This window comes from Rothia sp. (in: high G+C Gram-positive bacteria) (assembly GCF_015265375.1).
Taxonomy (GTDB): Bacteria; Actinomycetota; Actinomycetes; order Actinomycetales; family Micrococcaceae; genus Rothia.
The window spans coordinates 12185-31492 of the sequence record NZ_JABZXW010000024.1; the positions used below are offsets into that span (position 1 = coordinate 12185).

At 60.9% G+C, this 19308-nt stretch carries 13 protein-coding genes and 1 pseudogene; 8 read left to right on the top strand and 6 right to left on the bottom strand.

Annotation, left to right across the window (positions count from 1 at the left end; genetic code table 11):
• The first annotated feature begins 241 nt into the window (after positions 1-241).
• Together polA and rpsA are read left to right on the top strand one after the other, a co-directional pair.
• On the top strand, positions 242-3253 hold the full coding sequence (polA, locus tag HXO69_RS04615) for a DNA polymerase I (RefSeq protein ID WP_296545596.1): 3012 nt from the start codon (positions 242-244) through the stop codon (positions 3251-3253).
• A gap of 752 nt (positions 3254-4005) precedes the next feature.
• Positions 4006-5460: a 30S ribosomal protein S1 gene (rpsA, locus tag HXO69_RS04620; protein WP_005506223.1), complete on the top strand. Its 1455-nt coding sequence runs from the start codon at positions 4006-4008 to the stop codon at positions 5458-5460.
• Positions 5461-5684: 224 nt separating this feature from the next.
• Here rpsA and coaE read toward each other — a convergent pair whose 3' ends face one another.
• Positions 5685-6320 carry a dephospho-CoA kinase gene (gene coaE, locus HXO69_RS04625; protein WP_049353143.1) on the bottom strand — a complete coding sequence of 212 codons (636 nt, stop codon included), beginning with the start codon at positions 6318-6320 and terminating at the stop codon, positions 5685-5687.
• Positions 6321-6378: 58 nt separating this feature from the next.
• Between coaE and HXO69_RS04630 the strand changes: the two genes are divergently transcribed.
• Both HXO69_RS04630 and HXO69_RS04635 read left to right on the top strand, forming a co-directional pair.
• Positions 6379-7065 (top strand): YigZ family protein, encoded by a 687-nt coding sequence (locus tag HXO69_RS04630; RefSeq protein WP_296545597.1) that lies wholly within the window; start codon positions 6379-6381, stop codon positions 7063-7065.
• A gap of 500 nt (positions 7066-7565) precedes the next feature.
• Positions 7566-8894 carry a 2-oxoglutarate dehydrogenase gene (locus HXO69_RS04635; protein ID WP_296545598.1) on the top strand — a complete coding sequence of 443 codons (1329 nt, stop codon included), beginning with the start codon at positions 7566-7568 and terminating at the stop codon, positions 8892-8894.
• Positions 8895-9074: 180 nt separating this feature from the next.
• Here the strand turns inward: HXO69_RS04635 and HXO69_RS04640 are convergent, their stop codons facing one another.
• The 3 genes from HXO69_RS04640 to HXO69_RS04650 form a co-directional block, all read right to left on the bottom strand.
• Positions 9075-10214 carry an ABC transporter substrate-binding protein gene (locus HXO69_RS04640; RefSeq protein ID WP_296545600.1) on the bottom strand — a complete coding sequence of 380 codons (1140 nt, stop codon included), beginning with the start codon at positions 10212-10214 and terminating at the stop codon, positions 9075-9077.
• 157 nt (positions 10215-10371) lie between these two features.
• Positions 10372-11316 carry an ABC transporter ATP-binding protein gene (locus HXO69_RS04645; RefSeq protein ID WP_296545601.1) on the bottom strand — a complete coding sequence of 315 codons (945 nt, stop codon included), beginning with the start codon at positions 11314-11316 and terminating at the stop codon, positions 10372-10374.
• Entirely contained in the window at positions 11316-12458 is a 1143-nt protein-coding gene (locus HXO69_RS04650) for an iron ABC transporter permease (RefSeq protein ID WP_296545603.1), read from the bottom strand. Before HXO69_RS04650 ends, HXO69_RS04645 begins: the two co-directional genes overlap by 1 nt.
• 433 nt (positions 12459-12891) lie before the next feature.
• Between HXO69_RS04650 and uvrB the strand changes: the two genes are divergently transcribed.
• The gene (gene uvrB / locus HXO69_RS04655; protein WP_296545605.1) at positions 12892-15048 is read left to right on the top strand and encodes an excinuclease ABC subunit UvrB; all 2157 of its coding nucleotides are present in this window, start codon (positions 12892-12894) and stop codon (positions 15046-15048) included.
• A 152-nt stretch (positions 15049-15200) separates the two neighbouring features.
• On the top strand, positions 15201-15980 hold the full coding sequence (locus HXO69_RS04660; protein WP_296545607.1) for an ornithinee aminotransferase: 780 nt from the start codon (positions 15201-15203) through the stop codon (positions 15978-15980).
• A 101-nt stretch (positions 15981-16081) separates the two neighbouring features.
• Here the strand turns inward: HXO69_RS04660 and HXO69_RS04665 are convergent, their stop codons facing one another.
• A complete protein-coding gene (locus tag HXO69_RS04665; RefSeq protein WP_296545608.1) occupies positions 16082-16513 on the bottom strand; it encodes a helix-turn-helix domain-containing protein in 432 nt (143 codons plus the stop codon).
• A gap of 186 nt (positions 16514-16699) precedes the next feature.
• On the opposite strand from HXO69_RS04665, the gene HXO69_RS04670 reads away from it, so the two are divergent.
• Positions 16700-17248 carry an NAD(P)H-dependent oxidoreductase gene (locus HXO69_RS04670; RefSeq protein ID WP_296545610.1) on the top strand — a complete coding sequence of 183 codons (549 nt, stop codon included), beginning with the start codon at positions 16700-16702 and terminating at the stop codon, positions 17246-17248.
• A gap of 376 nt (positions 17249-17624) precedes the next feature.
• Positions 17625-18827 carry a TerC family protein gene (locus tag HXO69_RS04675; protein ID WP_296545611.1) on the top strand — a complete coding sequence of 401 codons (1203 nt, stop codon included), beginning with the start codon at positions 17625-17627 and terminating at the stop codon, positions 18825-18827.
• A gap of 113 nt (positions 18828-18940) precedes the next feature.
• Here HXO69_RS04675 and HXO69_RS04680 read toward each other — a convergent pair.
• Positions 18941-19308, bottom strand: a pseudogene (locus HXO69_RS04680) (prolyl aminopeptidase); the annotation flags it as partial.

Genomic DNA, 19308 nt, shown 5'->3' on the forward strand with positions numbered 1-19308 from the left:
ATAAGGTTATATATTATCTGGAAACTGTATTATTATCCACCTTACATAGTGGCTTGGGGCACAATTTTTTGGGTGAAAACTCACCAAACGCACCCCACCGGTACCTACATATGAGGTAAAACTCTTTCCACACACCCCGTTATTCCGCTATATGGCACGGCGCGGGAACACCCCAGCAGACCGACCAGCGCCCATCACGAAGCCAACCACCGAGAAAACCCAGACTCGATACACTAGAGGGGTGACTACAGAGAACAAAACCCTCCTGCTCATTGACGGACACTCCCTCGCCCTGCGCTCCTTCTTCGGCATCTACACCATGGCGGAGAAGACCGGGCAGCACATCTTCGTGCGCAGCGACGGCCAGCACACCGAAGCCGTCCACGCCTTCCTCTCCACCCTGCTGAGCATCATCAAAGACAACCAGCCCAGCCACATCGCCGTAGCCTTCGACCTGCCCGGCGGCACCTTCCGCACCGCCGAATACGGCGAATACAAGGGCGGCCGCAACGCCATCCCCGAAGCCTTCAACGGCCAAATCGACCTTATTAAAAAGATGCTCGGCGCGCTCAACATCCCCGCGCTCACCTACGAAAACTACGAAGCCGACGACATCGTCGCAACCCTCACCCGCCGCGGCACCGAAGCCGGCTACAAAGTCCTCATCCTCTCCGGCGACCGCGACATCTTCCAGCTCGTCACCGACGACGTCACCCTGCTCTACCCGGTCACCACCGGCCCCTCCAAGGGTATTCAGCGCATGGACCCCGCCGCCGTCGAAAGGAAGACCAAGGTGCCCCCGCACATGTACCCCGACCTTGCCGCTCTCACCGGCGAGCAGGCGGACAACCTGCCCGGCGTGCCCGGCGTGGGCCCCGGCTTCGCCGCCAAGTGGCTCGGCGAATACGGCTCCCTGCAGGGCGTGCTCGACAACCGCGACAAGATTGGCGGCAAGAAGGGCGAGGCGCTGCGCGAAAACATCGACAACGTGGTGCGTAACCGACGCCTCAACCAGCTCGTCAACGACCTCGACCTGGACGTCACCCTCGAAGACACCGCCTTCACCCCCGACCTGGATGCACTCAACAGCTTCTTCGACGAGGTGGAGTTCCGCACCATCCGCAAGCGTGCCGCCGACACCCTCGGCCCCATCGTGCGCGCCGCCGGATCCGCAGGCGCTACTAGTTCCGCCGCAGAAGCGGGGGAGGAGGGCGCCCCCAAGAAGGCCCCCACCGGCCCCGTCTACGCACCCATCGCCACCAGCGCACCCACCAAAAACGCAGACGCAGCAGCATTCCGCGCCTTCTGCGCCGCCGCAGCCGAAGAAAACTACGGCACCGACGAACAGGGCGCGCCCATCGCTGTACCCGAACGCCTCGAAGGCGCCGTGACCCTCTACCCGGTCACCAACCTGCCCGTAGCGCGCCCCGCCATCGGCGACGCACCCGCCGTCAAGGTCACCAAAACCAAGATCCGCGCCGCCGAAGAAAACCCCGAACTGCTCGGCGTGCTCCTGACCAGCAAGAGCACCAGCCTGTGGATTGACACCCGCAGCATCGACCCGGAACTCGACGCCGCCCTCGCCGCGTGGCTCTCCGACGACGCCGCCCGCAAAATCGTCATGGACCTGAAGGTTCAGCGCAAGCTTCTGCGCGCCTACGGCTACGAACTCGCCGGCGCCGTCGAAGACCCCGCGCTGTCCTCCTACATGTGCGGCTTCATCCCCACCGCAACCCGCAAGCTCTTCTCCGAACGCATGGAAGACCTCGCCGAACGCTACCTCTGGATCCCCAAGGACCCCTACGCGCAGCTCGTCTTCCAGCCCGAAGAAGAAGAGGCAGAACCCTCCCTCTTCAGCATGCCCGGCGAAGCCGAACCCGTCGAAAACCTGCGCTACTTCACGCAGATTAGCCGCATCATCCACGAGCTCGCGCGCCTGCTCCACTTTGAAATGGAAGAGCACGGCCAGCTGAAGGTCTACGAAGAAATCGAACTGCCGCTACTCTACGTCCTCGCAGACATGGAGCAGGCAGGCATCGCCGTGTCCGACGCGCTCCTTGCCGAACTGCACGACACCTTCTCCGCACGCGCCAACCAGGCGCAGGACGCCGCACGCACCATCATCGGCGACACCGTCGAAACCGACGACGGCGAAGAACCCCTCAACCTCGCCTCCGTCAAACAGCTGCAGACCGTGCTCTTCGACAAGCTCGGCCTGCCGCACACCCGCAAAATCAAGTCCGGCTACTCCACCGACGCCGAATCCGTCACCGAACTGCTCACCAAAATCTCCCCGGAGTCCGACGGCGCCGCATTCCTCGGTGCGCTCGCCGCCTACCGCGACAACATCAAACTCGTACAGACCGTCGAAGGCCTGCAGAAAGCGGCCGCCGACGACGGCCGCGTGCACACCACCTTCCAGCAGGGTGCCGCCTCCACCGGTCGACTCTCCTCAACCGCGCCGAACCTGCAGAACATCCCGATCCGCACCGAAGAAGGCCGCCGCATCCGTGGCGCCTTCATCGTCGCGCCCGCACCCATCGACGGTGTGGAATACGAGGGCCTGCTCACCGCCGACTACTCGCAGATCGAAATGCGCATCATGGTGCACCTCGCCGCCGACGAGAAGCTCATCGCCGCCTACGAAGCGGGGGAGGACCTGCACCGTTACGTCGGCTCCGAAGTCTTCGGCGTAGCCCCCGAGGACGTCACCCCCGAGCAGCGCTCCAAGGTCAAGGCAATGTCCTACGGCCTGGCATACGGCCTCTCACGCTTCGGCCTCGCCAAGCAGCTGAACATCAGCTCCGACGAAGCCGGCGAGCTGCGCACCAACTACTTCAAGCGCTTCGGACGCGTGGGACGCTTCCTGCGCGGCGTGCTCAAGCAGGCACACCAGGACGGCTACACCGAAACCATTTTCGGCCGCCGCCGCGTGCTGCCCGACCTGGACTCGCCCAACCGTGTACGCCGTGAAGCCGCCGAACGCGCCGCCCTCAACGCCCCCATTCAGGGCACCGCCGCGGACATCATCAAGATCGCCATGATCAACATTCACCGCCGCCTGCGCGAAGAGGGCCTGAAGACCCGCATGCTGCTGCAGGTGCACGACGAAATCATCCTCGAAGTTGCCACCGGTGAGCGTGAAGCCGCCGAGCGCGTACTCGTCGAGGAGATGAGCGGTGCCGCCAGCCTGCGTGTTCCTCTGGATGTGCAGGTCGGCTGGGGTAAGTCCTGGCAGGAGGCGGGCCACTAGGTTCGTCTCGCCACTCGACTCCGTTTGGTTGCGCGCGAAAAGCGGTATTCGTCCTCGTTCCTACAGGGAACCCGCCCTCGCTTCGCTTCGGGCACCCTGATGTCACTACGGACGATACCGCCTTTCCGCGCTGGGGTACTGAGCGGGTGCGGCCGCGTTTTCCGGGTAGCTGCTCAGCGAGCCGCTCTTGGCCCCGCTACCGGAGCGTGCCGGTGCACCTTCCGGAAGCGACATCAGGGTACCCTCTCGGGTGCTCTCCGCAGCGAAGCAAGGAGAGAGCGGAGCGCCCGAGAGGGTGGGTTCCCCTGTAGGAGCGTAGGAAGGTGCGCACCGGTCGCATCCTTGGGTGGGGAGAGGAACGAGGACGAACATCGTCCCTCAACTTCACAAGCAAACAAAACTGCAAATAAGTACGGGAATTCCGGGCGCGTAACCATTGACGACACGCCCGGGATTCCCGTACACTATTAATCGCGTGTACCAACGTACGGGTTTTCTATGCTCTTTTTCTCCCTGAGAAGGCGGGCACAGACCGCTCGCACACCCTGCTGAGAGCATCTGCTTCCGGTGGGTGGTACACATTGTAAGTATCCGTCAGCTCGACGTTTCCTCACCCCGTTCAAAGGCGTTAGCGGCCCTATGCCGTGCGCGCCGGGGTGAAAAAGTGAGCCGGTCGGCGCCTCCACTCGGGGGTGTTGAACGGCGAACCGGCAGCGTCGACCTATTAGAAATCCAATTGGAGCCCTCACTACATGAGCACCAACATCCCTCAGGTCGCAATCAACGACATCGGCGACGAGCAGGCATTCCTCGAGGCAGTCGAGAAGACCATCAAGGTCTTCAACGACGGCGATCTCGTCTCCGGCCAGGTCGTTAAGATCGACCACGATGAGGTTCTGCTCGACATCGGTTACAAGACCGAAGGCGTCATCCCCTCCCGCGAGCTGTCCATCAAGCACGACATCGACCCCTCTGAGGTTGTCGAGCTCGGCTCCGAGGTTGAGGCACTCGTCCTCACCAAGGAGGACAAGGAAGGTCGCCTGATCCTCTCCAAGAAGCGCGCACAGTACGAGCGTGCATGGGGCGACATCGAGAAGGTCAAGGAAAACGACGGCGTCGTTACCGGTACCGTTATCGAGGTTGTCAAGGGTGGCCTTATCCTCGACATCGGTCTGCGTGGCTTCCTGCCCGCATCCCTCGTTGAGATGCGCCGCGTCCGCGACCTCGCACCTTACATCGGTCAGCAGATCGAAGCTAAGATCATCGAGCTGGACAAGAACCGCAACAACGTTGTTCTGTCCCGCCGTGCATACCTGGAAGAGACTCAGTCCGCTGTTCGCTCCTCCTTCCTCAACGAGCTGGAGAAGGGTCAGGTCCGCGAGGGCGTTGTCTCCTCCATCGTCAACTTCGGTGCATTCGTGGACCTGGGTGGCGTGGACGGTCTGGTTCACGTTTCCGAGCTGTCCTGGAAGCACATCGACCACCCGTCCGAGGTTGTCGAGGTTGGCCAGCCCGTTACCGTCGAGGTTCTCGAGGTGGACCTGGACCGCGAGCGCGTGTCCCTGTCCCTCAAGGCAACCCAGGAAGATCCGTGGCAGGCATTTGCTCGCACCCACGCTCTGGGTCAGATTGTTCCCGGCAAGGTCACCAAGCTCGTTCCCTTCGGTGCATTCGTGCGCGTTGAGGACGGCATCGAGGGCCTCGTCCACATCTCCGAGCTGGCAACCCGCCACGTTGATCTGGCTGAGCAGGTCGTCTCCGTTGGTGAAGAGGTCTTCGTTAAGATCATCGACATCGACATGGACCGCCGCCGCATCTCCCTGTCCCTCAAGCAGGCAAACGAGGGCGTTGACCCCAACGCTACCGAGTTTGACCCCGCTCTGTACGGTATGGCTGCAGAGTACGACGAGGCTGGCAACTACAAGTACCCCGAGGGCTTCGACCCCGAGGCTAACGAGTGGCTGGAAGGCTTCGACGCACAGCGCGAGGCTTGGGAAGCACAGTACGCAGAGGCACAGGCTCGCTTCGAGGCTCACAAGGTTCAGGTTGCTAAGGCTCTCGAGGCTGACGCAGAGGCTGCAGCAGCAGCTCCCGCAGCAGCTGAGCCCGCACCGACCTCTTACTCCTCCGAGGAGCCCGCTTCCGCAGGTACCCTCGCATCGGATGAGGCACTGGCTGAGCTCCGCAAGAAGCTGACCGGCAACTAATCTGCCGCTCAGATGAGCACTCATCAGGCGTAATAGCCGATAGGTAACCCCCGCGTGGGGTGCCTAGAGCAGAGGAACCCCCTCACCTCCCGTTTGGGAGGTGAGGGGGTTCTTTGCGTTATTGGGGGCCGGGTGAGTCGGGGTTGGGGGACGTTGGGAGCCGGGGTACGTGCCCGGTGTTGCTGTGCTCTGTATTGCTGCGCCCCGTGTTGCTGGGGAGGATTTTAGGCGGCGGTCATCTGCTCCCAGACGGCGCGCACCTGCTCGGCGGTTTCCTCCAGCGAGCCGCCATTATCGATAATCCAGGTTGCGACCGCCTCACGCTGCTCGTCGGTTGCCTGCGCGGCGATGCGGGCGCGCGCATCCTCCTCACTCATGCCGCGTGAAGATACGAGGCGCTGCAGGCGAGTCGCCAGGGGAGTGCGCACCACGACCACGCCCTCAAAAGCGGACGGGTCGCCGGTCTCCACGAGCAGAGGAATATCCTCCAGCACCACGCCGCTAAAACCGGGTTCGGACTGCGCCTGCTCCACCAGCTGTGCGGCACGCTCACGAATAGCGGGATGCACAATTGCGTTCAGACGCAGGCGCGCCTGCTCATCATTGAACACGATACGAGCCAGGGCGGGGCGGTTGAGGCGGCCGTCCTCATCGAGCAGATGCTCACCGAACTCCGCGACCGTGCGGGCGAGCACCGCCTCGCCGGGCTCCATGAGGGAGCGGGAGATAGCGTCCGCATCCACCAGGAACGCGCCCTGCTCAACGAAGAGGGAGGCGATGGTGCTCTTGCCGCTGCCGATACCGCCGGTGAGGGCGTAACGGCGCAGGGCAGTGGAGGCGGGGGAAGAAGGCTGGGACATGGACGGTGCTCCTGACGGGCTGTGCCACAATAGATAGGTACTGATTAGAGGAGGACACATGCAGGAAGAAACTCGCGCCAACCGATACCTTGTGCCGCGCGGCGATGAGCCCTATGAGAGCCTCCTCGAAATTAAGCGTAGCGAATTTATCGGTCACATCAAGCGCGTGAGTACCGTTGAGGAGGCGCGCGCCTACATTGAGTCGGTGCGCAAGACCTACCACGATGCCCGCCACGTGTGTTCGGCGTTCATTATTGGTGCTGACCGCGATATTCAGCGTTCCTCCGATGATGGTGAGCCCGCCGGTACCGCCGGTGTGCCGATGATGCAGGCGCTGCTGGCGCGTCAGACCCGCGAGGACGGCACCACCGACCTGTCGGATGTGGTTGCGGTGGTCGTGCGCTATTTCGGTGGCATTAAGCTTGGCGCGGGCGGTTTGGTGCGCGCCTACACTGATTCGGTGGTGCAGACCCTGGATGGTGCGCTATTCGATTCGCGTGAGCGTCTGCGTGTGGGTCAGGTGCCCAGTTCGCATGCGGATGCTGGCCGCCTGGAGAACGAGATCCGTGCCGCCGGTCTGAATGTGTTGGGTACCGAGTACGGTGCGGAGGGTGCCACGATTTCCCTGGGCGTGTTTGACCGCCCGGAGGAGCTGGCGCGTGCCGAGGAGCAGGTGGTGAGCTTGAGTTCCGGTGCGGCGAGCGTGACCTGGGGGGATACTCAGTGGGTGGATTTGCCGGTCTAGGTTGCTGACCCCTAGATTGCCGCTCCCTAGATTCCCGGGCTAGAGCACCCGTGTAAAGCCCTCAAAACCCAAAAGGTAGTCCAACCTTAGTTAATAGTTACTCTAACCCTAGTAATTGCCTGCTAAAGCTGATAGCCTAAAAAGCGTTGCGGAACGCACACGCCCCTCCACGGCACGGGCAACGGGTTCATTACCAGCGGTAACCCAGCTCGGCGCCTCCACGAGGGAACGCGTGCGCCCGCACCGACGGGCAGGGCTCAACGCTGACATCTCAGCGCCGAGAACTGGGTACTATCTCAGCGCTGAGGTCCTGATGCTGACGTCTTGAAGCTATAGCTTAGTTGCTCAAGGAACGAGACACAGCTGAATGCCGGTACTATACGACCCGGTAGACGGTCGAGTGTGTGCACGAACCATCTGCCGGTAGGCGCTGAGCCCCGCCCGTCACCTTACGAAGAATCAGCTAACGAACGCTCTGAAGAGCGCAAGGTCGTGAAAACGTGACGCAGTCGGGAACCTACCGAGAACAAACAAGCGAACAAGCAGGCAAAAACTCACCGGAGTTCTCCGCGGGCAGCCGCGGCGGTACCGCAACCCTCAACCGCGGGGGAGCGCGCCTCCCCAAGAGGGGCGTAGCCGAACAGCTCGAACCCGCCACCGTCGCCCAGCTACTCAACGCCTACCGCCAGCAGAACCTCGGCACCCTGCTGGGCGTGCTCACGCAGCGTCCTGCAGAGTTCGCCCGCCAGCTCGGAAGGCTCTGCCGCGTCTTCCCCGAACACGTTCAGGCTATCGCCCAGGCGTTCGGCACCGTGGGTCGTGCCCTGCCCATTGACGAACTGGTGCGCTTGCACAACCGCTACTCCAACGCCGCCCGCGGAGTCGGCGAACACCTCAGCCTGGACAACTCCGGCGTGGCGCACCTGGTGCAGAGCCCCGCGCTCAGCCGCAAAGGTGCGGGCCACCTGCTCATGGCGATTGAACTCTGCCTTGCCGGCAGGATGCGCGGGCTCACCATCGCCATGCCCTCCACCGAGGCATTCACCCCTGCCGAGCAGGCGCCGAGCCTCGGATCCTGCAACCCCGCCCTGGACGGTGCCCTCAACGCGTTCGAACCGGCAGGCTGGGAACCCTTCCACCTGGACGGCAGTGAGGTGCTCCTCGCAACCGGTGTGCGCGATGTGCCCGACGGCTACGAGCTGTCCCTCTGGCTGCTCGACGACGATTACCAATGCCGCGCCCGCATTGAGCGCGGCGCCCCGCAGGTGTGCGTGGCAAGCTTCTACGATGAGGAAGTCATCACCCGAACCGTGGAAGAAACCGGATCGGGTGAGGCGGGCCTGGTCGAGAACTACCGCGTGGAGGAGTACGCGGAACTGGACTTCCTCAACGCCATGGACCGGCAGGTACGCTACGTGGCGGTCACCGCCGCCGTGGGTGAGCCGCTGCTGGCGGCGCTGAACGAGAAGAGCGCGGTGCCGAACAGTATCCCCGACCCGGCGGCTTTTGCGAACGGTGCGAGCGCCTCCCGATTTGAGGGGAGTATCCGCCCGGATATCCGCACCGCCGCCGTGGTCGGCGAGGGTCTGCGCACCGTCAACCACCGCGGCATGCTGCCCGTGTTGGGTGTGCCGAACCGTACCGTGTGCGCGGTCATTGACCTGTACAAGCAGCGCATCTGCGTGCCCGGCGTGGGTATTCCGCGCGGGTTGAGCGTGGAGGATGAAGAGCGCACCATGCAGCTGATTTTGAGCGCCCTGAACGGGTATCTTCCGCTGACGAACCGGGCGCTGATGAGCCTCGCGGGAGCCACCGTGGAGGTGCGCTAACGCTGCGGCCAACTAACACTGCGAACCAATAAAATACCGCCCGGAACCATGCGTTATGCACGGTCCCAGGCGGTATTTATTGAATGTATGAACCGGCCGCCAGATTACCCAGTTTCGGGTTACCCAGCCGGATTAGCTAGTTGCCAGATTAGCTAGTTGCCAGATTAGCTAGCTACCCGATTAGTTGGTTGCCGGGCCCTGGCCGTTGATGATGCGTTGCGCCTCATCCTCGGTCAGGTTGTAGCCGTAGAAGGTCGAGTAGAACTCGCGGGTCTCCTTGACCAGGTCAACATCGGAGAACTTCTCGGGGTGGAACAGCTTAGCCGCCCACAGAATCTGCAGCGCTTCCTCAGCGGAGTAGCGGTCCCAGTTGAAGGTGCCGACCGGGTTCTTAATAATCTTGCCGTTCTTCACCGCAGGAACGTCAGCCCACGCTGCGTCAGCCTTGATAGCGTCGACACCCTTCTGTGCATCCGCGCCACCAATGATGATGTACTCCGGCTGCGAGGCAATAATCTGCTCCAGAGAAATATTCTTCAAATTCTCCACGCCGTCCAGGGAGTTCTTCGCGCCCGAAAGCTTCATCCACTCACCAATCAGGGAGTTTGAGCCGTCCACCTTCGTCAGGTCAGAACCGCCCGCAATGTGCAGAACCTTCGGGGCGTCAGTGACGTCCTTCAGGCGCTCCTTGATGAGGTTCTCGTTCTTCTCCAGGTACGCCAGGTACTTCTCGGCACGCTCAATCGCCTCATCGGTGCCAATAACCTCAGCGGTCAGCTCAACGGTGCGCTTCAGGTCCGCGAAGTTCTGGAACTCCACGTGCACCGCCGGGATACCCGCCTCAGTTGCCTTCGCAATCTGATCCTTCGACGAGGCGAGCAGCACCTCCGGCTTATCGGCAAGCAGCTGTTCCATGTTCACGTCGGTGCCCTTCACCGGCGCATCAACCTTTTCAATACCGGGGTACACCTGCTTGAACCACGCCAGGGACTTCACGTTCGTTGTGGTGGACACCAGCTTCTCGGCACCGCCCAGCAGCAGAACCACCTGGTTGTTTGCGTGCCACAGGTCAGCGATGCGCTCCGGGTTGGTGGGGACGGTAACTTCCTTGCCGTCAATGTCCTTAATGACCTTGGTGCCGTCGCCGTTATCCTTCACGAAGAAGCTGGTGTGCTTCTTTGCAGAACTAGTCGAAGCCGAAACGGAGGTCGAGCTAGAAGCCGAGGAGGAGGCGGTGTTCGCGGCACCGCAACCGGTCAGGGCAGCCAGCAGCAGGGAAGTGGTCAGGGCAATGCCGGTGTGGAACTTCGTGATCTTCATGGTGTGTCTTTCTGTGTCGAGACGGTGGGTGAATAACCCGGAGGCGGTTCGGAGAAGCGGCGCTCTAGGGACGCGCCGCCACAGCGGATGCGGCACCTCTACCGCATCTTTTGTGTCCAGTCCGAACCACCACCGGAAGACTAGGGGTTGCGGATTCTCAGGTATCGAGGCTCGTCATGTGCACGCTGGAACGACCCAGCTCGGGGGAATAAGTCACCGTCAGGTCGGTATTGAAGGTGCGTGAGAGAACCTTGCTCGTGAGCACCTCGGAGGCGCGGCCCGTCAAAAGCTGAGCTGGCGCGTCCTTCGAAACTAATGAATCCTTCGGGACGGGCGCTTCGGTTGCGTCATGCGCGCCGAGCAGGGCAACGATCGCATCCAGCATGAGTGCATGATCCGGGTTGTGGGTCGTGAAAATAACCCCGTACCCGGCGTCGCGTAGCTGCCGAATCTTCCGCAGAACCTTCGCCTGATTCGCCACATCCAGGGCGCTGGTCGGCTCGTCCAAAACGATGAGTGGGGCGTCCTGAACCAGGGTTCGGGCGATACCCACCTGCTGACGCTGACCGCCGGACAGCAGATCCAGCGGGGAATGTGCTAGATCCAGCAGGTCGAGTTCCTCCATCACGGTTTGCACCTGCTCACGGTCACGGCGTGAGGGCGAAGAGAACAACCCGATATAGGGTGCGCGACCCATCAGCAGGTACTCGGTCACGGTGTAGGAGATGCCGCTGCCCTCCATCTGCGGAAGGTAAGCGATGCGGCGGGCACGCTCGGTCGGGGTTAGGGAATCCAGCGGCTCGCCGCCCAGGTGAACGGTGCCCTCGGTGAGCGAATGCAAGCCAATGAGGGAGTTCAACAGGGTGGACTTACCCACGCCGTTGCGACCCAGAATGGCGAGCACCTCGCCGCGGTGCACCATCAGGTTCACGTTGCGGAAAATCCAGCGGTCGGAACGGTGACTTGAGCGGTGCAGGCCCGCGCGGCGGTGCTTGATGCGCTCGCCCCGGTGACCGTAGCGGAACCCCGCATCGTCCAGGCGTAGCAGAACCTCTGCGCTCGCATCCGCGGCGTGCCGAGCATCGGAAATGGAAGGAGACATTACTTCACCCGAACCTTTCCAAGCAGCAGCAGTGCCACGTACAGCGGCGTGCCGATGAAACCGGTCAGAACGCTCAGCGGAACCTCTGCGCTGGTAAGGCTGCGAGCCAGGGTGTCGACGAACATCATGAACGAAGCACCCATCAGGATGGACAGCGGCATGAGCTTAGTGGTATCGCTACCGACCAGCAGACGGCACAGGTGCGGAATGACCAGACCAACCCAGGAAATCGGGCCGCCAATGCACACGCTGGTTGCGGTAATCAGGGTGGCCAGCAGAATGGTGACGCCGCGGGTACGGGTCAGGTTAATGCCGAGAGTGCGTGCCTCGTCGTCGCCGAGCGACAGGATATTCACGCGCCAGCGCATCGCCAGCAACAGCAGGATGCAGGGGCCAGCCACGAGAGCGAACTGGGTGAGTGCATTGGCACGCACGTCCTGCAGGGAGCCCATCTGCCAGAACACAATCTGAGCCAGCTGGGTTTCAGGGTTTGCAATGAACTTCAGCGCGCCCAGAGCCGCGGTACCGAAGCCACCCACAATCACGCCTGAGAGCACGAGCATCAGGGTGGATTCGTTACGTAGCAGACGAGGGATGGTGACTGTCAGCAACACGGCAGCCAGGCCGCCGGCCAGGGCAGAACCCTGAATGGCGAGGCTGGTACCCACACCCAGCAGAATGGCGGTTGCGGCACCAACGGATGCACCCTGAGAAACACCCAGCAGGTACGGGGAGACCAGCGGGTTGCGGAAGACCGCCTGGAAGGTAGCACCCGCAATAGCCAGGGCGGCACCAATCAGTCCAGCTGCTAGCAGGCGCGGAATGCGCACCGTGAGCAGCATGTTTTCGGCGGGCTTGTAGACCTTCAGGTCCATACCGAACCAGTTCTTGCCGAGGATGCGGAAGAGCTCGTCGAGGGTGACGGGGTAGCGGCCGGTGACCAGGGAGAGGTAGGTGACGCCCACAAGAATGGCGAGGGCGATGAGCATAATGACCGGGTAGGAGGAGGTGAAGAGCGAGCGGCGGCGTTCGTTCTTGGCCGCTGGGGTGGCGGCGGGTGTGCCGGTGGGGTTCGCCTCCGGGTTCGCCTCCGCGGGTTCTTTTGCAGATGACTTTGAGGCTGTCTCCGTGGTCGTGCTCATGGAGTCCTTCCGTGCGCTCTTATGGTCCGTTCTGTCTGCGTGTGTGCGCTCTAAACATATGTGAGCCGCGTCAACGAGGCAAAGGATAGGGGTGCGGAATACTCGTCATAAGTCTTTATGTTTTATCCCTTATCTTTTGTGGCTCGGCGTGCCTGCGCCGCGGTGTGGGCGGGGGAGTGGGAACCCCCGTAAGTACGCCGTTATTGCGCGGGAATTACGCGGGAAAACGCTACTGTTTAGTTCCTACCTGGTGGCGCACATAAACCGCTCGAACGCCCCTTATCTTTTGCGCTTTCTCTTTTATGAACTTGGGCACTTTCACGCCAGGCTATTGCCTCGGTGCTGCGTCGGTAGTTACGCCAGACTATTGCGCCAGCAGAAAAGGGCGACCAATCCGGGGGCGTATGGGGCGGCTTTCCCCTAGGATGGATACATGAGTTACGCACCCCAGATCAACCGTGTTGTTGCCCCCTTTGAAGTGGTCAGCCCCTTCCAGCCTGCCGGCGACCAGCCGAAGGCGATCGCCGAGCTCACCGAGCGCGTGCAGAACGGCGAGAAAGACATTGTGCTGATGGGCGCTACCGGTACCGGTAAGTCCGCGACCGCAGCCTGGCTGATTGAGGCGGTGCAGCGTCCGACTCTGGTGCTCGTGCAGAATAAGACTCTGGCGGCGCAGCTGGCGAATGAGCTGCGCGAGCTGCTACCGAATAATGCGGTGGAGTATTTCGTCTCCTACTACGACTACTACCAGCCTGAGGCGTACGTGCCGCAGACCGATACGTTCATTGAGAAGGACTCCTCCATCAATGAGGAGGTGGAGCGTCTGCGCCACTCGGCGACGAACTCCCTGCTGACTCGCCGCGACGTGGTGGTGGTTTCGACCGTGTCCTGCATTTACGGTCTGGGTACGCCCGAGGAGTACATTGAGCAGATGGTGACTCTGCGTTGCGGTGAGGAGATTGACCGCGACGAGCTGCTGCGCCAGTTCGTGGCGATGCAGTACGCGCGTAATGACATGGACTTTCACCGCGGCACGTTCCGTGTGCGCGGCGATACCGTCGAAATCATCCCCATGTACGAGGAGAACGCGATCCGCGTTGAGTTCTTCGGTGATGAGATTGAGGCGATTTACACCCTGCACCCGCTGACCGGAGAGGTGATTCGCGAGGAAGAAGAGATGTACGTCTTCCCCGCAAGCCACTACGTTGCCGGCGCCGAGCGCATGGCGAAGGCTATTACCTCCATTGAGGATGAGCTGCGTGAGCGCCTGCAGACCCTCGAATCCCAGGGCAAGCTGCTGGAGGCGCAGCGCCTGCGTATGCGCACCACCTATGACCTGGAAATGATGGAGCAGATGGGCTTCTGCAATGGCATTGAGAACTACTCGCGCCATATTGACGGTCGTGCTCCCGGTAGTGCCCCGAACTGTCTGCTGGATTATTTCCCGGATGATTTCCTGCTGATTATTGATGAGTCGCATGTGACGGTTCCGCAGATTGGTGCCATGTACGAGGGCGATATGTCTCGTAAGCGCACCCTGGTGGAGCACGGTTTCCGCCTGCCCTCGGCGATGGATAACCGCCCGCTGAAGTGGGAGGAGTTCCTGGAGCGCATCGGTCAGACGATTTACCTTTCGGCGACCCCCGGCAAGTATGAGCTGTCGCAGGCTGATGGTTATGTGGAGCAGATTATTCGCCCGACCGGTCTGATTGACCCGGAGATTGTGGTCAAGCCGACCAAGGGTCAGATTGATGATCTGCTCGAGGAGATTCGCGTGCGCGTTGAGCGTGACGAGCGTGTGCTGGTTACGACCCTCACCAAGCGCATGGCGGAGGACCTGACCGAGTACCTGCTGCAGCACGGCGTGAAGGTGCAGTACCTGCACTCTGACGTTGACACCCTGCGCCGCGTGGAGCTTCTGCGCGAACTGCGCTTGGGCACCTTCGATGTGCTGGTCGGTATTAACCTGCTCCGTGAGGGCCTGGACCTGCCCGAGGTCTCGCTGGTTGCGATTCTGGATGCCGATAAGGAAGGCTTCCTGCGTTCGACCACCTCGCTGATTCAGACGATTGGTCGTGCGGCGCGTAACGTGTCCGGTCAGGTGCACATGTACGCCGATAAGATTACGGACTCGATGCGCGTGGCGATTGATGAGACGAACCGCCGCCGCGAGATTCAGCAGGCCTACAACCGCGAACACGGCATTGACCCGCAGCCGCTGCGTAAGAAGATTGCCGATATTACGGATGTGCTCGCCCGCGAGGAAGAGGACACCCGCGAGCTTCTGCAGCAGCGCAAGAGCGGTAAGAAGGGTGCTCGCACCGTGAAGACGGGCTCTTCGACGGCTTCGAAGATTGCCACGAGCACCCCCGAGTCGGAGGAGCTGCTCGCCCGTGCCGAGGCGCGCGTTCGCGCTGACGGCCTGGCGGCGGCACCCGCGGAGGATTTGCTGGATTTGATTGAGCCGATGAACGAGCAGATGCGCGTGGCGGCGGAGAACCTGCAATTTGAGTTGGCGGCGCGTCTGCGTGATGAGCTTGCCGATTTGAAGAAGGAGCTGCGTCTGATGAAGGAGGCGGGTCACGCCTAAACCGTGTGTTTAGGGGTTCGACTTGGGTTTTTCGCCATGAGATAATTCATTGCTCATGAACTTCTACTGAGTGCAGATAGATGTTGTACACTATCAAAGTGTTTTACGTGTCAAATAACACCTTGATGCTTCCGAGTAATAAAGAAAAATCTGTGACTATTTCAAATAACTCTTCAGACGCACACACTACGGGAGCTCGTTCCGTTACCCGCCGCAACCTCACCCGCGGCGCGCTTTGGGCTGTGCCCGCTATTGCCGCCTCCACGGCGGTGCCCGCATTCGCTGCTTCGGCTGATGACTGCAAGGCTGTCAAGGGCCCGGACTTCACCCAGGTCGGCGGCTGGATGATTACCAACCCCGCCAGTGGCGCCCTGCAGTCGCGCACCAAGAACAAGCCCGTGACTGCGCCGGAGACCGGTCAGGCGTGGTGGTCCATGGAGAATGCAACCTCCCCGAACCCCGCGACAATCCGCCTCATGTCCGTGTACGAGGCGACTCACGGCACCGATGGTGACCTGAACCTGAACTGTGGTGAGTTCGTGATGACCTACAATGTCTCTGCACTGGAGGCGACGACCGGCACCACGCACCTGCACCCGTCCATGGACATTTACCTCTTCTCGCCCGAGGGTGAGATCATTGACCGTCAGGTCTTCACGACTGACCCGACCGGTGTAGCAACCGTCATGACCCGCAGCGGCAAGACCCAGACCGTTCAGGGTCAGGTTATCCCGTTTGCGTCGAGCGTGAATGACCGGGCGACCGGCATCTCCGCGCGTTTTGCGTTGCGCGGCAATAAGCTCATGGAAGGCATGTACCAGTTCGAGGCGGTCATTACCGTCCCGACGATTCGTGAGAACGGCAAGCTTGATACGAGCAAGCAGGTGAACGCGATTGCGTTTACCCCGCCGACCTTCAATATGGTCTCCTAAACAGCTGTCTTAACTGAATGAAGAAGTAGCCCTCCCGGTATGTACTCATAAGTACTCACCGGGAGGGCTACTTTTATGTGGGCTAGGAGCGGCACGCTGCGCTATAGCTCGCTGTTCTCTAGCTCGCCGTTCTCTAGTTCGGCTGCGTCGTAGCGCTCGCGGGCTTCGAGCACCGCCTGCATATTGTCCTGTGCCCAGTGGCGCAGGGCGGTCATCGGCTCAATGAGGGTCGTACCGAGTGCGGTCAGTTCATAGTCCACGCGCGGCGGAATGGAGGCGGTAACCCGGCGCTCCACGAGGCCGTCGCGTTCCATGGAGCGCAGGGTCTGGGTGAGGACCTTGGGGGAGACGCCCTGAATCATCGCCTTGAGCTCACCGAATCGGGCGACGGGCTGCTCGGAGAGCGCCGCAACGATGAACGGGGTCCACCGGTCGGTGAGGTGACGCATGACGGTGCGGGAGGGGCACCTGCTGGCGAGAATATTGGCGGGTAGGTCGTCCTGCGGGGTGCGGGGGAGTGCGGTGGTGGTCATGGCTGTTGTCTAATCAATCTGTTGAGGGGCTGTTTTGCTGTTTTATGGGTGCGGCGAGGGGTGCGAAAAATATTTTCAAATATTTTCTCGAAGTCCCCAATAGTTACCTTGAGGTACCCGGTTTCTAATGGATACTATAAAACCATCAAGCGGAACACCGCAAGAAAAATCCAGAAAGGAAGACAAATGTCTAAGGCTCTTATCGTCTACGGTCACCCCACTCCCGAATCCTCGACTGCCAACGCTGAAGCTCTCCGTGTTGTCACCGAGGCCCTGGGAGAAAACGTAGAGGTGCGCGAAATCGCGACCCACCGCGTCAATGGTTCATTTGATATCGCCGCAGAACAGCAGGCTCTCGTGGAAGCGGACGTTATCGTTCTGCAGTTCCCCGTCTTCTGGTACTCGGTTCCCGCGCTGCTTAAGCAGTGGCTGGATGAGGTCTTCACCTACGGATTCGCCTACGGTAGTGACGGCGATAAGCTGGCGGGTAAGACCCTCGTAGTCGCCGCAAGCGCCGGTGCAAACGCAGAAATCTATGCGGAGAAGCTGCCGAACAACTTCCCCGAAATCTTCAATCCCCTGCAGAATACTGCGGCATTTTCCAGCATGAAGTGGGCAGAACCCGTTTACGTGTACGGCGCATTGAGTATGCCGGGCACCGAAGATATTGCTCGTTCTGCAGGTGCTGACCTGGGCGAGCAGCTTGTAGCACGTTTGCGTGAGCTGAACGTCTAAACCCATACCGCGGGCTCTAAACCGCGGAGGCTCTTCACTGAGGGAGGGGCTCGGAGCGGTACCACTTCGGGCCCCTCTTCGTGCGTGCGGAGGCATGCCTACTGCGCGGGTACAACCTTCTGCACCCTATCAATACCGGCGATTCGGTACCCTTCACACCACCTAATAACCGCCAGAAAGATAAAAACTCCACTGAACCTTCATAGAATCATGAACCCTAAGGTATAATCGTTCACCGAGCAAGGGAGTATCCCACCAATCGACTCATCGTCAGCACGTTAGCCGAAGGCGCCTAACCGGTGAATCGAGCCGACCTCCATTCAGGTCGGCGGGAGAGACTTGTGGTCCTGTACGCACACCACAAGAAAGGCTCCCCATGGAAGTTACCGGGTTGCAATGGTTGGTTACTATTCTCATCATCGCGGGTCTGTTGGCCTTCGACTTCGTGTTCCACGTTCGTAAGGCGCACGAACCCTCCGTTAAGGAAGCGGCCATTTGGTCGAGTATTTACATCGGTATCGCGCTGCTGTTTGGTCTGTATATTTTCGTGACGAACGGCCCGACCGCCGCCACCGAATTCTATGCAGGCTACATCACCGAAGAAGCTCTCTCGGTTGATAACCTCTTCGTCTTCATGATCATTATGGGCACCTTCCGTGTTGCCCGTGAGAATCAGCAGAAGGTCCTGCTCTTCGGTATCGTCTTCGCAATCCTGGCGCGCGGCACCTTCATCTTCGCCGGCGCAGCGATTATCAACTCCTTCGCCTGGGTGTTCTACATCTTCGGCCTGGTCCTGCTCATGACCGCAGGTAACCTGCTCAAGGACGAACTCACCGAAGGCGACGGCGACGACGAAGCCGACAACATCATGGTTCGCCTCGCCAAGAAGTACCTGAAGACCAGCGACCACTTCGACGGCGACAAGCTCTTCACCCTCGAAAACGGCAAGCGCGTCATGACCCCCATGATGCTCGTCATGGTCGCAATCGCGGGCTCCGACCTGCTCTTCGCGCTCGACTCGATCCCCGCGATCTTCGGTCTTACCCAGTCCGTCTACATTGTGTTCACCGCGACTGCGTTCTCCCTCATGGGTCTGCGCCAGCTGTACTTCCTGATTGACGGTCTGCTGGACCGCCTCGTCTACCTGTCCTACGGCCTGGCGACCATCCTCGCGTTCATTGGTGTGAAGCTCATCCTGCATGCAATGCACGAGAACAACCTGCCGTTCATTAACCACGGCGAGCCCGTGCACGTTGTGGAGATTACCACCGAAATGTCGCTGCTGGTCATCGTGAGCGTCCTGGTTATTACCGTGCTTGCTTCGCTGCTCAGCCCCAAGGGCCGCGCACTGCAGACCATCCAGCGCGTGCAGGCGCTCTCCGAGAAGTACCTGGCACTGCCCGAGGATGCATCCGCTGCCGAGCGTGCGGACATCACCGCCCGCTGGCAGAAGGAAACCGAGAAGCTCAACGCCATTCCGCAGAAGCTGCGTGAAGAGCTGATCGAGAAGGAAGACGAGTACCACGCCCTCGTGATGCGTGCCCGCACCGCGCAGGATGCGCACTCTTCCTCCAAGTAGTTTGAGCTACTGAGCTTGCAGCTTCACTAGGCTAAAGCCTCAACACTAAAGCCCCTCACACCGGATCAACCGGGGTGAGGGGCTTTAGCTATATCAGAGATATTTCAGAAGAATTACTGGTTGTGAACCTCAGCCAGCATGTTCTTCAGGTGACCCAGAATGGTCAGCGAGTCAGAACCGAAACCGTCGTGGTGGTGGGTCTTCGAAGTCCACACGTGGGTGTTACCGACCCAGCGAGCGGTCTCCATGGAGTGCTCAAAGTCCACGTACACATCCGGGTTGTACGCCGCAGCCACCACGGGAACCTCGTTCTTGTGCAGCTGTGCGTGGTCGTACAGGCGACCCCAGTCCTTCTTCTCAGCCAGCAGGTTAGCAACCTCAGCCAGCGGACGCAGCGAGGGGTCCTCCTCGTAGTACCAGGGGAAGATGTGCTCACCGGTGAAGAGCAGACGGTCCGCATCCGGTGCGAACTCGGGGCGGG